The organism is Bradyrhizobium sp. SMVTL-02, from assembly GCF_051853005.1.
GTDB lineage: Bacteria > Pseudomonadota > Alphaproteobacteria > Rhizobiales > Xanthobacteraceae > Bradyrhizobium.
This window is the reverse complement of the sequence record NZ_CP182469.1, coordinates 2,753,603-2,768,407: the sequence shown is the minus strand read 5'-3', so window position 1 is coordinate 2,768,407 and position 14,805 is coordinate 2,753,603. Positions and strand designations below refer to the sequence as shown.

At 65.1% G+C, this 14,805-nt stretch carries 13 protein-coding genes and 1 pseudogene; 9 read left to right on the top strand and 5 right to left on the bottom strand.

Annotated features, from left to right (window positions below; genetic code table 11):
- Positions 1-75: 75 nt before the first annotated feature.
- On the bottom strand, positions 76-495 hold the full coding sequence (locus ACNJYB_RS12835; RefSeq protein WP_063690921.1) for a MucR family transcriptional regulator: 420 nt from the start codon (positions 493-495) through the stop codon (positions 76-78).
- A gap of 185 nt (positions 496-680) precedes the next feature.
- Positions 681-1,547 carry a DUF308 domain-containing protein gene (locus ACNJYB_RS12830; protein ID WP_439374296.1) on the bottom strand — a complete coding sequence of 289 codons (867 nt, stop codon included), beginning with the start codon at positions 1,545-1,547 and terminating at the stop codon, positions 681-683.
- A 311-nt stretch (positions 1,548-1,858) separates the two neighbouring features.
- On the opposite strand from ACNJYB_RS12830, the gene ACNJYB_RS12825 reads away from it, so the two are divergent.
- Positions 1,859-3,508 carry a glycosyltransferase family 39 protein gene (locus ACNJYB_RS12825; protein WP_439374295.1) on the top strand — a complete coding sequence of 550 codons (1,650 nt, stop codon included), beginning with the start codon at positions 1,859-1,861 and terminating at the stop codon, positions 3,506-3,508.
- A gap of 192 nt (positions 3,509-3,700) precedes the next feature.
- The gene (locus ACNJYB_RS12820) at positions 3,701-4,480 is read left to right on the top strand and encodes a class II aldolase/adducin family protein (RefSeq protein WP_439374294.1); all 780 of its coding nucleotides are present in this window, start codon (positions 3,701-3,703) and stop codon (positions 4,478-4,480) included.
- Between the two features lie 294 nt (positions 4,481-4,774).
- Here the strand turns inward: ACNJYB_RS12820 and ACNJYB_RS12815 are convergent, their stop codons facing one another.
- The 3 genes from ACNJYB_RS12815 to ACNJYB_RS12805 all read right to left on the bottom strand — a co-directional run bounded on the left by ACNJYB_RS12815 (position 4,775) and on the right by ACNJYB_RS12805 (position 9,300).
- Positions 4,775-6,169 carry a M20/M25/M40 family metallo-hydrolase gene (locus tag ACNJYB_RS12815; protein ID WP_439374293.1) on the bottom strand — a complete coding sequence of 465 codons (1,395 nt, stop codon included), beginning with the start codon at positions 6,167-6,169 and terminating at the stop codon, positions 4,775-4,777.
- A 35-nt stretch (positions 6,170-6,204) separates the two neighbouring features.
- Positions 6,205-7,545 carry a glycosyltransferase family 87 protein gene (locus tag ACNJYB_RS12810; RefSeq protein WP_439374292.1) on the bottom strand — a complete coding sequence of 447 codons (1,341 nt, stop codon included), beginning with the start codon at positions 7,543-7,545 and terminating at the stop codon, positions 6,205-6,207.
- Positions 7,546-7,677: 132 nt separating this feature from the next.
- Entirely contained in the window at positions 7,678-9,300 is a 1,623-nt protein-coding gene (locus tag ACNJYB_RS12805; RefSeq protein WP_439374291.1) for a helicase HerA-like domain-containing protein, read from the bottom strand.
- Between the two features lie 336 nt (positions 9,301-9,636).
- Between ACNJYB_RS12805 and ACNJYB_RS12800 the strand changes: the two are divergent.
- The 7 genes and pseudogenes from ACNJYB_RS12800 to ACNJYB_RS12770 all read left to right on the top strand — a co-directional run bounded on the left by ACNJYB_RS12800 (position 9,637) and on the right by ACNJYB_RS12770 (position 14,804).
- Positions 9,637-10,002, top strand: a pseudogene (locus ACNJYB_RS12800) (DUF2267 domain-containing protein).
- A gap of 24 nt (positions 10,003-10,026) precedes the next feature.
- Positions 10,027-10,434 (top strand): DUF4332 domain-containing protein, encoded by a 408-nt coding sequence (locus ACNJYB_RS12795; protein ID WP_439374290.1) that lies wholly within the window; start codon positions 10,027-10,029, stop codon positions 10,432-10,434.
- A gap of 237 nt (positions 10,435-10,671) precedes the next feature.
- Positions 10,672-11,532 (top strand): dihydropteroate synthase, encoded by an 861-nt coding sequence (gene folP / locus ACNJYB_RS12790; RefSeq protein WP_439374289.1) that lies wholly within the window; start codon positions 10,672-10,674, stop codon positions 11,530-11,532.
- Positions 11,529-11,897, top strand: a complete 369-nt coding sequence (gene folB / locus ACNJYB_RS12785) for a dihydroneopterin aldolase (RefSeq protein ID WP_008132622.1) — start codon at positions 11,529-11,531, stop codon at positions 11,895-11,897. The genes folP and folB overlap by 4 nt, the downstream gene beginning before the upstream one ends.
- A 1-nt stretch (position 11,898) precedes the next feature.
- Complete coding sequence (gene folK / locus ACNJYB_RS12780) at positions 11,899-12,390, top strand: 2-amino-4-hydroxy-6-hydroxymethyldihydropteridine diphosphokinase (RefSeq protein ID WP_439374288.1); 492 nt, start codon at positions 11,899-11,901, stop codon at positions 12,388-12,390.
- Positions 12,391-12,471: 81 nt separating this feature from the next.
- Entirely contained in the window at positions 12,472-14,343 is a 1,872-nt protein-coding gene (locus ACNJYB_RS12775) for a methylmalonyl-CoA mutase family protein (protein ID WP_439374287.1), read from the top strand.
- Entirely contained in the window at positions 14,340-14,804 is a 465-nt protein-coding gene (locus tag ACNJYB_RS12770; RefSeq protein WP_439374286.1) for a GFA family protein, read from the top strand. The genes ACNJYB_RS12775 and ACNJYB_RS12770 overlap by 4 nt, the downstream gene beginning before the upstream one ends.
- The last annotated feature ends 1 nt before the right edge of the window (position 14,805 follow it).

Here is a 14,805-nt window from a genome sequence, read left to right as displayed (position 1 = left end):
TGCGTGTGACCTGGTGAGAATTCGTGGGCACGGCGCAAGAGCCCCTTTGCCCGACCCCACGGAATATCGGCTGAACTACTTCCCCTTCTTCCGCTGTTGCTGTCCCAGTCCCATCTGCTTGGCCAGCTGCGAGCGCGCAACCGCGTAATTCGGCGCGACCATGGGATAGTCGGCCGGCAGGCCCCATTTCTCGCGATACTGCTCTGGCGTCATGTTGTACTGGGTGCGCAGATGGCGCTTCAGCGACTTGAAGCGCTTGCCGTCTTCCAGGCAGACGAGATAGTCGGGCGCGATCGACTTCTTCAGCGAGACGGCAGGCTTTGCCGGCTCGAGCGGCGCCGCCTCGGTGCGGCCCGTCGAGACCCGCACCAGGGCGCCATGCACCTGGCTGATCAAGTTCGGAATCTCGGCAGCCGGCGTCGGATTGTTGCCGAGATAGGCCGACACGATGCTCGCCGTCAGCTCGATGAAATTCTTGGCCCCGGCATCCGACATGGGCTTGCCCCTTCCCTGTTGCGCCGCGCGGGATTGACGACGCCAAAGTATTCCGTGTCAACAATACGTTCGGCGAAAATACGACAACTGGCGAATATGAGCTGACGACTGACGACGTGACAAGAACGGTCGCGCTTTACTTGCAAAGCCCAGACTTGCGTACCCGGACTTGCGTTCCCCAGGTCTCAGGACCGCTGGTCGAGATGCGTGCGCAACTCGTCGATCGAGGCAAAGCGCATCATGCCTTCCGGCATCTGCGCCTCGATCGAACCGTCGGAGTAGAGCGAATAGGCCATGCCGTCGACGATGCCGGATTTGAGCACCGTCACCGGCGGCTGCTCGGCCGCCGGCTCCGGCTCGGCTGAAGCCGGCGGCGGGGGAGCCTCGGTGAAGGACGAGGGCGGGCGCGGTGGCGGGAACGGACGGCGTGCGGCGGCCAGCGGTTCCGGCGGACGCATGCGATCCGGCGTCGGCCACGCATCGTCGAAACTCGCAGGAGGGGTGTCAGGCGCGGCAGGTGTTGCGGGCTCAGCAGCCGGCAGCGTGCCCTTGGCGGCCTTGGCCTGCGTGCGCTCGCGCTCCTTGCGTGAGCTCGAGGCGAACAGCAGGTTGCGACGGCGCGGCGGTTCCGGTGGCGAAGGAGGCGTCGGGGCGACCGGCTCCGGCGGCGTCTCGACGCGCGGACGCTCGCGCACCGGTGCTTCGCCCAGCCATGGCGGCGCCGTTGCCGGCGAGGGCGGAGATGTCGGCTCGGCTCGCATGGCGGGACCAGGCAGCGGCTCGGGCACAGGCGCGCCCGGCACCGCGAGGCCCGGCAGCACGGGCCTGACCCGAACCTCGGACGGTGCACCGGCGAGCCGGCGAGCGATGCCCTTCAGCTCCAGCAGCACCAAGTGCAGGCCGGCCAGTAACATCCCGGAGCAGACGCCGATCGTGCCGGAGATTATGAGAGTGCTGCCGAGGCTGAATTCCCTGACGGTGAAGCCGAACAGGATCGCAAGGAGGCCCGCCACCACAGCGACAATCCCCACGATCAACAATGCCAAGCTCATCGAACTCACCCCCGGCCGCGCATCCACACGCGACACCCGTTGCGCCACGATAGCGTCATACGGCGTTGCACGCCAACCGTGAATTGTGGTCCGCGTTCCTAAAGAGAAGGAAATCAGGGACTTATTCACATTCCCTTCAGCTACGGCTCGCTACTGATGGGATGCCCCGGTTGCAAGGATTTGCTGCGCCGCATCAGGAATTTAGCCATAATGCCCAATTACTTGGTCATGGAACTGCGCTATACGGAGTCCGGGGAAGTGGCCCGCGCGCACCAGCTGGGCCAAGAGGGGATTCCGGGTCACCAATAGCCATGACATCCATCACGACTTCGGCGATCGACACGCCTCTGCGGCGCTCGGTCGAACGGACTTGCGACGATCTCGCCATGCTGGTGCTGGCCGCGGTCGCCGTGATTGCAGGCCTGACCTTCCGCGACTACGGGCTCGGCTGGGACGATTACACCCACGCTGAATATGCCGACCTGCTGCTGCGCATGTACGGTTCCGGCTTCAAGGACACCGCGGCGCTCTCCTTTGCCAATCTCTATATGTATGGCGGCGGCTTCGACATGGTCGCGGCATTGCTGCACAAGGTGCTCCCGCTCGAGCTGTTCGAGACGCGCCGTCTGGTCGGCGCCATCGTCGGCGTGACCGGACTCGCCGTGACCTGGCGGCTCGGCCGCCGCGTCGGCGGGCCCCTTGCGGGTCTTGCCGCGCTGTTGCTGCTCGCGCTGTGCCCGATCTTCTACGGCCACATGTTCATGAACCCGAAGGATGCGCCCTTCGCGGTGGCCATGATCATCCTGATGCTGGGGCTGGTCCGGCTCGCCGAGGAATATCCGCAACCTTCGCCGCGCACGATCCTCATCGTCGGCTTGGGGGCGGGCCTCGCGCTCGGCACGCGCATCCTCGGCGGCCTTTCGCTGGTCTACGCCATGATCGGCTTCATCCCGCTGTTCCTCGAGGAACTGCGCAACGAGGGCCCGCGCGAGTCGGTCCGGCGCTTCGCCCACGTGGTCTACGTGCTGCTGCCCGGCCTCGTGGTCGGCTACCTGGTGATGGGCCTGATCTGGCCGTGGTCGATCATGGAGCCCGGCAATCCGTTCGAGGCGCTGACCTACTTCTCGCACTTCTTCGAGAAGCCGTGGAAGGAGATGTTCGACGGCGCGATCGTGTCCGTGCCCGACATGCCCTGGTCCTATCTGCCGACGCTGTTCGCGCTGCAGCTGCCGGAGGTGATGCTGGTGCTGATGGGCGGCGCCGTGGTCAGCACCTTCGCGCTGCTGCCGCGCGACGACGTTGCGGCCCGCCGCAAGACCATCCTGCTGATGCTGACGCTCGCTGCGACCCTGCCGCTCGCGATCGCGATGGTGAAGCGGCCGGCGCTCTACAACGGCATCCGCCATTTCGTCTTCGTGATCCCGCCGATGGCGGTGCTGGGCGGCGTCGCCTTCGCCTGGAGCATGGAGCGCCTGCGCGTCAACCACCGCACCTGGCAGCCGGTCGTGCTCGCGACTTTCTGTTTTGGCCTCGCGCTCTCGCTCGCCGAGATGATCCGGCTGCACCCCTACCAGTACACCCACTTCAACCACATCGCCGGCACCGTGCGCGCCGCCGACGACCGCTTCATGCTGGACTATTGGGGCCTCGCGCTGAAGCAGGCCTCGGACGAACTGCGCGAGCAGCTGGTCGAGCGCCAGGAAGTGCCGCCCGTCAATCGCAAGTGGAAGGTCGCGGTGTGCGGTCCGCAGCGCCCGGCGCAGGTCGCGCTCGGGCCCGACTTCACCATCGGCTGGGATTCCAATGCGGCCGATTTCGCCATGACGCTCGGCGAGTTCTACTGCAAGGGCCTCACCGCGCCCGTCATGGTCGAGATCAAGCGCGACGACGTGGTGTTCGCCCGCGTCTACGACATCCGCGGCCGCAGCATTTCCAGCCTGCTCTCGATCCCGGCGCCGTAAGATCATTGTCCGATCGGACGGTGGCGGAGACGAAACCTCGCGTCGCCCTGCAATCAGCGGTTCTGGAATCCGGAACCTGCAGGCGCACTCCATGCGGGCTGCGCTTGGCTGCTGCGATTTGACCGCCTTGCCGCCAACCCGGCTCAAGTCTAGGCTCTCGCTCCGCAACAACGAGGTTCGGAGAGAATTGCCATGTCACCAGCAGAAGCCCGCCTGAGGGAAGTGCCATCCAACATGACGGAGGCCGAGTGGCAGCAACGGGTCAACCTCGCCGCCTGCTATCGCCTCGTCGCGCTGTACGGCTGGGACGATCTGGTCGACACCCACATCTCCGCGCGCGTGCCCGGTCCCGACCATCACTTTCTGATCAATCCCTACGGGCTGATGTTCGAGGAGATCACGGCCTCGAGCCTCGTCAAGGTCGATTTGCACGGCAACCAGCTCTCCGAGAGCGAGTACAGCATCAACCCGGCCGGCTTCACCATCCATTCGGCGATCCACGAGGTGCGCGAGGACGCGATCTGCGTGCTGCATCTTCACACCCTCGACGGCACCGCGGTGTCGAGCAGCGCGGAGGGCCTGCTGCCGCTGAACCAGACCGCCCAGCTCGTCACCCACGACCTCGCCTATCACGACTATGAAGGCATCGCGCTCGATCACGAGGAGCGGCCGCGGCTGCAGAAGGACCTCGGCAACCACAACCACATGCTCCTGCGCAACCACGGCACGCTGACCGTCGGCCGCTCGGTCGCCTCCGCTTTCGAGCGCATGTACCACCTCGAGCGCGCCTGCTCGATGCAGGTGCGCACGCGGGCGCTGGGCACGCCGGTCTATCCGGTCGAGGAGATCGCGATCGAGAAGAACACCGAGCTGTTGTCGAACCGCGACCGCGCCGAGCTGCGCGCGACCAACCTCGTGTGGCCGCCGCTGCTGCGCAAGCTCGACCGCGTCAATCCCGGCTACCGCTCTTGAGATTCGGCGATTTTCGTGTAGGATAGTTCTCAACTACCTCTGCACGTTTGGAATGAAACGCCGCCCAATTCGGGGCGGCGTTTTTATTTGGCCCGTTCGTCATTGCGAGGAGCCAAAGCGACGAAGCAATCCAGACTGCACCCGCGGAGGGATTCTGGATTGCTTCGCTGCGCTCGCAACGACGAGGATGGAGTCTTCGTAGAGTGGGCAAAGCGTAGCATGCACACGTCCTCTCTCGCGATCCAGGATGGATGGTGGACACGCTGCGCTTTGCCCGGCCCGCGGCGCCGTGCGTTATTTGACCTCCGCGAGCGCCGCGAGAATGCGGGCCCAGGAGCGGATGCCTTTCTGGAAGCTGCGGAGGTCGTACTTCTCGTTCGGCGAGTGGATATTGTCGTCGTCGAGGCCGAAGCCGACCAGCAGCGAATCGAGCCCGAGCGTGCGCTTGAAGTCGGCGACGATCGGGATCGAGGCGCCGGAGCCCATCAGCACGGTCTCCTTGCCCCATTCCTCCGCCAGCGCCTTGCGGGCCGCGGCGAGCGGCTTCATGTTCCAGTCGAGCGCCACCGCCGGCGCGGCGGAGTGGTCGCCGAACTCCACCTTGCAGTCGCCGGGAAGGCGCGCTGTCACGTAGTCGCGGAAGGCCTTGCGAATCCTTGCGGGATCCTGCCCTTCGACAAGGCGGAACGAGACCTTGGCGGAAGCGTGCGAGGGGATCACGGTCTTGGAGCCCTCGCCGATATAGCCGCCCCAGATGCCGTTGACGTCACAGGTCGGACGCGAGGAGGCCTGCTCGATCAGGAGCCGGCCCTTCTCGCCGGCCGGGATCGACAGGCCGATCGGCTTCAGGAACGTCTCCGGCGTCAGGTTGAGCTTCTTCCACTGCTCCAGGATGTCGGGCGGCAGATCCTTCACCCCGTCATAGAAGCCGGGAATGGTGATGCGATTGTCGTCGTCGAACAGGCCGCCGAGAATCTTGGTGAGCACGCGGATCGGGTTCATCGCGCTGCCACCGAACACGCCAGAATGCAGATCGCGATTGGCGGCGGTGATCTTCAGCTCCTCATAGAGCAGGCCGCGCAGCGAGGTCGTGATCGCCGGCGTGTTGCGGTCCCACATGCCGGTGTCGCAGACCAGCACGTAGTCCGCCTTGAACTCGTCCTTGTTGGCCTCGATGAAGGGCACGAAATTCTTCGATCCGACCTCCTCCTCGCCTTCGATCAGGAAGGTGACGTCGATCGGCAGCGAGCCCGTCACCTTCTTCCAGGCGCGGCAGGCCTCGACGAAGGTCATCACCTGGCCCTTGTCGTCCTCGGCGCCGCGCGCGACGATGATCTTGCGGCCGTCGGCGTGGTCGGTGACCACGGGCTCGAACGGCGGACGGTGCCAGAGATCGAGCGGATCGACCGGCTGCACGTCGTAATGGCCATAGAAGATCACATGCGGCCGCCCGCCTGCCTGGGTCTTACCGACGATGGCGGGATGGCCGGCGGTGGGGCGCACTTCGGTCGCCGCACCAAGGCTTGCGATGTCCTTGGCGAGATGCTCGGCCGCCGCCTTGCAATCGGCGGCAAAGGCCGGATCGGCGGAGATGGACTTGATCCGCAACAGCGAGAACAGACGCTCCAGGCTGTTGTCGAAATCCTTGTCGATGTGGTCGAGCACGGATTGAAGCTGCGCATTGGCCATGGTCGGATTCCCGATTTTGATCTCAAGATGTCTTCTTAGGATGTCCCGCTAGATGTCTTGGCTTTTAGCGCCGTCGCGGGCTCGGAGCCAGCCGCAACCGGCGGATGCCGGATGTGCCATGCAAGGCTCCCGGCAAGAACGGCCGTGGCGGCGAGGTTGTTGCCCCAGGCCTGGAGGGCGTTGGGAAACCACGGCAGCGCCAGCAGCATGAGAATGCCGGCCGCGCCGAGCGCGAGCCAGGTTCCCAGCCGCACATTCGCGCGCTCGTCGAAGGCGGCACGATGCATCAGCACCGTCATCGGGAAGAACAGCCACATGAAGTAGTATTGCCGCGCGAGCGGCGATGCCACCGTCATCAGGCAGAACAGGATGCCGAGCTCCTCGGCATCCGAGCGCGCCGTCCGCCGCGATTGCCGTGGCATCACCGCGACGAAGCCGAGCCCGAGCAACACTGCCAGCGCCAGCACGATACAGTTCGCCGTTTTGTAATCGACGTCGATGAGGTTCATCGTGCGTGGCGGCTTGTTCGGATCCTCCTGATTATAGTTGATCGGGCGGACCAGGCGGTGCGTGACGGCGATGAGGGACTGATTGACCCATGACCAGTTCTGCTCGTCGCGCTGGCCAAAGCCTTTTTCCGAGCTCGAGCCGACCATGCCTTGATACCAGGTCTTGAGTTCAGCCGCGTTGCGCTCGAAGCCGCGGATCGGCGCCGGCACGACATAGAGAAGGATGCCGGTGAAGGCGACCGTCGCTGCGACGGTGGCCCACCTCCTCCGCCACATCAGATAGGGCAGCACCGCGATCGGAAACACCTTGATGGCGGTGGCGAGCGCGAACATGAAGCCTGCGAGCCACGATCGCTGATGCTGCAGGCTCCAGAAACCGTAGAGCATCATCGCCAGCAGCAAAAGGTTCGGCTGGCCGAGGTCGAACATGTCGAACACGAAGGTCACGGTAACGAATGCCGGCAGCGCCTCGAGCCAGGGGCCCGCCGTGCGGCCCGAGCCGGTCATCGCATTGGACAGTGTCCCGGTGTACCACCACGCCAGCACGTTCAGGATCGACAGCACGACGTAGAGCGGGATCTTGCCGAACCAGCTCGGGATCGCGAGCAGGATCGCGGGAAGCGGCGGATAGATGAATTCGAAATACGAGTGGATGTCGGCGGGATAGAGCGGCCGGCCGTTCAGAACCTGCTGCCCGGCCCAGTACCACAGCCCGTAATCCTTGGTCTTGCCGTGGCCGAAGATCTCCGGAACGAGAACGTCGGCGGTCAGGATGACGCAGCAGAGCAGGAAGAGCAGGTCCAGCGGCGCACGCAGCGACAGGCGTCTCGGCGCATCAGGCTTGGGGAGTGGGTCGGTCAAGGTCACAATATGGTCCGGTCCGGCAAGGCACAGGACGTAGCAGACCGCGGAAGACTTGGAGAGTCCCCTCACCTGAAATTGTGCTCGCTGTGAGGCGACCGCGCTCGACTACGAATGGCTTCCAATCGGGCTTGCTGCCTATCTCCGCAGCAACCCGCCGAGCGCACCGCGGACCAGGGTGCGGCCGATCGAGCCGCCGAGCTGGCCGCCGATCGACTTGCCGACATTGGCGGCCAGCCCGCCGATCACCTGGTTGGTGACCGATCGCGTCACGTCGCGTGCAATGACCTGGCCGGTCGAGAGGCGGCCGCGCTTGACGTTGGTGCCGAAAATAGTGCCGACCATCGAACCGATCTGGCCGAGGATGCCGCCGCCACTTTCACCGGCCGGACCGTCGGCCGTGGCCGCGGTGCCGGCAATGCGCTTCTGAAGCATCTCATAGGCGGATTCCGCATCGACGGCGGTGTCATATTTGCCCTTCAGCGGGCTTGCATCCATGATCGCCTTGCGCTCTTCCGGCGTGATCGGCCCGATCCGGGCCGATGGCGGCCGGATCATTACACGCTCGACCATGGTCGGCGTGCCGTTGCCTTCGAGGAAGGACACCAGCGCCTCGCCCTTGCCGAGCTCCGTGATCACCTTGGCGGTGTCGAGCTTCGGGTTGGGGCGGAAGGTCTGGGCCGCGGCCGCAACCGCCTTCTGGTCACGCGGGGTGAAGGCGCGCAGCGCATGCTGCACGCGGTTGCCGAGCTGACCGAGCACGCGGTCCGGCACGTCGATCGGGTTCTGCGTCACGAAGTAGACGCCCACACCCTTGGAACGGATCAGCCGCACCACCTGCTCGATCTTGTCCATCAGCGCCTTGGGCGCGTCGTTGAACAACAGATGCGCCTCGTCGAAGAAGAACACCAGCTTGGGCTTCGGGAGGTCGCCGGCCTCGGGCAACTCCTCGAACAGCTCGGACAGCATCCACAGCAGGAATGTCGCGTAAAGCCGCGGGCTCTGCAGCAGCTTGTCCGCGACCAGGATGTTGACCATGCCGCGGCCGTCACGATCGGTCTTCATGAAATCCTTCAGCGCCAGCGCCGGCTCGCCGAAGAACTTGGCGCCGCCCTGGTTCTCCAGCACCAGGAGCTGGCGCTGGATGGTGCCGACGGTGGCCTTGGTCACGTTGCCGAAGCCCTGCGCCTCCTTCTTGATGTCGGCCAGCGGGCTTTCCTCGGCATCCGCCCCCTTGTTGCCGGGCTCCGGCACGATGGCGTCGAGCAGCGCGCGCAGATCCTTCATGTCGATGAGGGTGAGCCCGTTATCGTCGGCGACGCGGAAGGCGACGTTGAGAACGCCTTCCTGCACATCGTTGAGGTCGAGCATGCGCGCGAGCAGCAGCGGCCCCATCTCAGTGACTGTCGCCCGCACCGGGTGGCCCTGATCGCCGAACACGTCCCAGAACACCGTCGAGAACTGATCGGGCTGGAATTCCAGCCCCATCTCGGCGGCGCGCTTGACGATGAAGTCCTTAGGCACCCCGAGCTCGGAGATGCCGGAGAGGTCGCCCTTGATGTCGGCGGCGAAGACCGGGACACCGGCGCGCGCAAATCCTTCCGCCATGACTTGCAGCGACACCGTCTTTCCGGTTCCGGTTGCACCGGTGACGAGGCCATGGCGATTGGCGAGCGCCAGCGTCAGCCATGCCTGCTCGTCTCCTTTCCCGACGAAGATCTTGTCGTCAGTGTCGCCGAGCTTGCTGTCCTGTGCCGTCATTATTCTCTCTGATCTCTGCCGTGTTTCGCGTATTGAAACCAAAATGCGCCAGTTCCGTAGTTTAACGCATGTCGCGCGCCGATTAAAACCGTTCAACGCGGCCTAAACATGCGACATTGTCGGAAACAAGCGGGCGACATCAGCCGAAAGTTGGAACGAGGCGTACGCACCGCGGTAATTTCTTGCTGATTCCATCTCCGCTCTTGCATCGCTGCAACACTTTTCGCGCGTTCGGGAGGTCGGCCGCGTTCATCACTTGTATTTCACATCGCACCGGCTCAAGATCATTTTCGAAAACAATACTCCGGCATGTGAACCGGCTGAGGGGCAGGCCATATGGACGAGCTGATCGGACGGCTGGCGGCGAACGCCAGCATAGATAGTGCTGTCGCCGAAAAGACCGTCGGCATTATCCTGGGCTTTCTGCGCAACGAAGGCCCCTCCGAAAACGTCGAAGCCCTGATCAACGAGATTCCCGGCGCGGAAGCGGCGATCGAGGCGTCCAGAAGCGGCGGCGGACTGTCGCGGCTGATGGGCGACGGCCTGATGGCCGTCGGCACACGGCTGGATGGGGCTGGGCCTTGGCATGTCCGAGATTCAGTCCATTGCCCGCGAACTTTCCGCTACGGCCGAGATAAAATCGGAGCGGATCAGATGGGCAAGATGATCGCGGGGACGCCGGGCCTCAGCCAGTTCGCCTGAGCAACGCTTTTCATATCGAGCATCATGACATATCCGATCTCAGAGATTGAGGGCCTGCCCGCTTTTGCCGCCAACAAGCTGAAGGCGCAGGGCATCCGCACCACCGACGCGCTGCTCGAGGCCGCCTCGACCGTGAAGGGCCGCAAAGCGCTCTCCGCCAAGACCGGCATCAGCGAGCAACTGCTGCTGGAATGGGCCAACGTCTCCGACTACATGCGCATCCCCGGCATGGGCCGGGCCAAGGTCGGCCTGGTCCGCGCCGCCGGCGTCACCACCGTGCGCGAGCTTGCCTTCCGAAATCCGGCCAGGCTGGCGCAAAGCATGCGCGAGGCCAACGAGAAGAAGAAGCTGGTCCGCATCCTGCCGTCGGAGAAGTCGGTCGGCGACATCATCGCCAAGGCGAAGAAGCTGCCGCCGAAGATCACGTATTAGGCTGCGGACCAAGCTGGAGAAATGGGGTACCACTGATCCGAGGTCGTCCTTGCGAGCGCAGCGGAAGCAATCCAGAATCTTTCCGCGGTGACGGTCTGGATTGTTTCGCTCCCTCGCAATGACGGAGTGTAGGCAAGAACATCGCTTCCTCTCGGCCGTCTGTGCGCATCGGAATGGCCGCGAATCGTCCCCAATCCCGGCTTGACTCCCCCTCCACGACAGCGCAATGCCACGCGCATGAATGCCTCGCCCTCCCCATCCGTCCGGCCGGCCGGCTCGGCCGCGCCTGATGCGCTGCGGACGCTCGTGGGCCGACCGATCCCGGCGGTGATGGGCGTGCTCAACGTCACCCCGGATTCCTTCTCCGATGGCGGCAAGTTCATCGCGCCCGAGCAGGCGCTGGTGCGGGCGCGGGCGATGATCGAGGCCGGCGTCGACATCATCGACATCGGCGCCGAGTCCACCCGGCCCTACACCGGCGCCAAGGCGGTCACCGCCGAGGACGAGCTGGCCCGGCTGAAACCGGTGCTGCCAGCCGTCGTCGCGCTCGGCGTGCCCGTGTCGATCGACAGCATGAAGGCGGAGGTGGTGAAATTCGCGCTGGACCAGGGCGCGGTGATCGCCAACGACGTGTGGGGCCTGCAACGCGACGCCGACATGGCGCCGCTGATCGCCGCAAGGGGCGTTCCCGTCATCGTCATGCACAACCGCGACAGCGTCGACCCCGCCATCGACATCGTCGCAGACATGAAAGCATTCTTCCTGCGCTCGCTGGATATCGCCGCAAAAGCCGGCATCGCGCGCGAAAAAATCGTGCTCGATCCCGGCATCGGCTTCGGCAAGACAGCCGAGCAGAGCATGATCGCGCTGGCGCGCTTACGCGAGCTCGACAGGTTCGGCCTGCCGATCCTCGTTGGCGCCTCGCGAAAACGCTTCATCGCCTCGGTGTCGCCGTCGGAGCCATCGGAGCGGCTCGCCGGCTCGATCGCCGCGCACCTGATCGCCGCGCAGCGCGGCGCCAGGATCATCCGGACCCACGACGTCGCCGAGACCTTGCAGGCCCTGCGGGTCGCACACGCAATCGAGAGCAAGCAATGACCGATACGATCTTCGTGACCGGCCTGTCTATCCATGCGCGCCATGGCGTGATGGATCACGAAACCGAAGTCGGCCAGCGCTTCGTCATCGACCTCGAGCTCTACACCGACTTGTCGGAACCTGCGCGCACCGACCGGCTCGCCGACACCGTGTCCTACGCCGAAGTCGTGGCGACCACGACGGCGGCCTTCAAGAACACCAATTACAAGCTGCTGGAAGGCGCGGCCGGCGCGGTCGCCGATGCCATCCTGTCGCACTTCCCGCGCATCCGCGCGGTCAAGATCACCGTGCACAAGCCGCACGCGCCGATCGCCGCGATCTTCGACGACGTCGGCATCATGCTGACGCGCTCGCGGCATCCGTGACATGGGAAACGTGCTGATCGCACTCGGCGGCAATGTCGGCGATGTCCGCGCGACGTTCAAAAAGGCGATCTCGCACATCTGCGGCATGGCGCAGGCCGCACTGATCGGGCGCTCCTCGGACTACGCAACGCCGCCCTGGGGCGACGAGGACCAGGCCCCCTTCATCAACGCCTGCGTCGAGATCGAGACCAGCCTCGATCCGCATGCGCTGCTGTTCGTGCTGCAGAAGGTCGAGCAGAAATTCGGCCGCACGCGGGACAAGGAGCGGCGCTGGGGCCCGCGCACGCTCGATCTCGACATGATCGCCTATGACGATCTGTCCTTGCAGAAGCCCGACCTGACGCTGCCGCATCCGCGCCTGTTCGAGCGCGCCTTCGTGCTGGTGCCGCTGGCCGAAATCGCGCCGGACCGCGTGATCTCGGGCATTCGTGTGCGTGACGGGCTTGCCGGTGTCTCGACGCAAGGCATTGAGCGGCTTCCGGATACCGGTTAACCAAAAACAACCGTTTGCAGGGACGGTCCGCCGTGGCAATTTCGCCTGCGAATAAGAAGATTTTCGGGAGCCCTTGGCCGTATGACCTCCGTGACTGACGACCTGCCGCTGGCGGCGGATTTTCCCAAGGCTACCGTCGAGGACTGGCGCAAGCTGGTCGACGGCGTGCTGAAGGGGGCGCCGTTCGAGAAGCTGGTCGGCAAGACCTATGACGGAATCAAGATCGAGCCGCTCTATCCGCGCGCCAAGGGCGTCGCGCCCGTGGCGGGCCGGCCGGCGGCCGCACCGTGGCAGATCGTGCAGCGGATCGACCATCCCGACGCTGCGCTCGCGAATGCGCAGGCCTTGCAGGACCTGGAGAACGGCGCGACCGGGCTCGCGCTGGTGTTCGCCGGCGCCAACGGCGCGCGCGGTTTCGGCCTGGAACCTTCGGCCGAGGCAGTCGCGAAAGTCCTGAAGGACGTTCATCTCGATGCCGGCATCGGCGTCGAGCTCGAGATCGGTCCGCAATCACGGATGGCCGCGATCCATGTCGCGGAATATGTCAAGAGCAACGGCCTCGATCCCGCGGCCTGCAACATCCGCTTCGGGCTCGATCCGCTTGCGGCCGGCGCCGTGTGGGGCCACAGCCCTTACACTTGGGACGAGATCGTTCCGGCCGTCACCGGCGCCATCAAGGGTCTCGCCGCGCTCGGCTTCAAGGGGCCGTTTGCCTCGGCCGACGGACGCGTGATCCACGATGCCGGTGGATCGGAAGCGCAGGAGCTGGCTTTCGTGCTCGCCTGCGGCGTCGCCTATCTGCGCGCGATCGAAGGTGCCGGCATTCCGCTCGAGCAGGCACAGGGTATGATCTATGCGCGGCTCTCTGCCGATGCCGACCAGTTCCTGACCATGGCCAAATTCCGCGCGCTGCGGCTGTTGTGGGCTCGTATCGAGACCGCGTGCGGGCTGACGCCGAAACCGCTGTTCATTGCCGCCGATACGGCCTGGCGCATGCTGACGCGGCGCGACCCCTACGTGAACATGCTGCGCGCGACCATGGCGACGTTCGCGGCGGGGCTCGCCGGCGCCAGTGCCATCACCGTGCTGCCGCACACGCTGGCGCTCGGCCTGCCTGATCCGTTCGCGCGACGGGTGGCGCGCAACACGCAACTTCTGCTGCTGGAGGAAAGCAACCTCGCCAAGGTCAGCGATCCCGCAGCAGGCGCCGGCGGCATCGAGACACTGACCGCCCAGCTTTGCGAACCGGCCTGGGCGCTGTTCCAGGAGAGCGAGAAAGCCGGCGGTGCCTTTGCCGCACTCCAGCAGGGTCTGTTCCAGAGCAAGGTCGCGACCGCGCGCAAAGCCCGCGAGGCCAACATCGCCAAGCGCCGCGACGTTCTGACCGGCGCCAGCGAGTTTCCGAACCTGCAGGAGAGCGAGACGGCGGTGCTGAAGGCAACGCCTGTTACGCTCGCGCCTTACGGGGAACGGAAATACAAGTTCGATGCGCTGCCGCCGATCCGTCTGGCAGAGCCGTTCGAGGCGCTGCGCGACAAATCCGATGCGGCACTCAAGGCGCACGGAGCGCGGCCAAAGGTCTTCCTGGCCAATCTCGGCACGCCCGCCGATTTCACGGCGCGCGCGTCCTTCGCGAAAAGCTTCTTCGAGGCCGGCGGCATCCAGGCCGTCGAGAGCGAGGGTCTTACCGATCCGGCCAAGCTCGCCGCCGCCTTCAGGGCCTCCGGCGCCGCTCTTGCCTGCCTTTGTTCCAGCGACAAGGTCTACGCGGAACACGCCGAAGCTGCGGCAAAGGCCCTGCAATCGGCCGGCGGGCGACATATCTATCTGGCAGGCCGCCCGACCGATGCCGAGGCGGCGCTGCGGGCCGCCGGCGTCACGGGTTTTGTCTTCGCCGGAGGCGATGCGCTTGCCACGTTGCAAGACGCCTATCGACGGATGGAAATGGCATGACCGAGACCAGCAAACCCGTTCTCACCGGCGGCTGCCAATGCGGGGCGGTGCGCTTTGCGGTCTCAGCACCGCCTGGCAAAGTCAGCATCTGTCATTGCCGGATGTGCCAAAAGGCGACCGGCGCACCGTTCGCCTCCTTCGCCGACATCGAGAAGACGGACTTTGCCTGGACCAAGGGCACGCCATCGGCGTTCCAATCCTCGTCGATCGCCATGCGCGATTTCTGCGCCGCCTGCGGCACGCCCCTGAGCTTCCGCCGCATCGATGGGCCGCGCATCGAGATCATGACCGGCGCGTTCGACCGTCCGGACCACGTGGTGCCGACACGGCAATACGGCACCGAATCCCGCCTCGGCTGGGTCGTCGGCATCGCCAATCTGCCGAGCCAGACCACGCAGCAGAATTACGGGCCGGAGAAGATGGCGACCATCGTCAGCCATCAACATCCGGACCATGATTGAG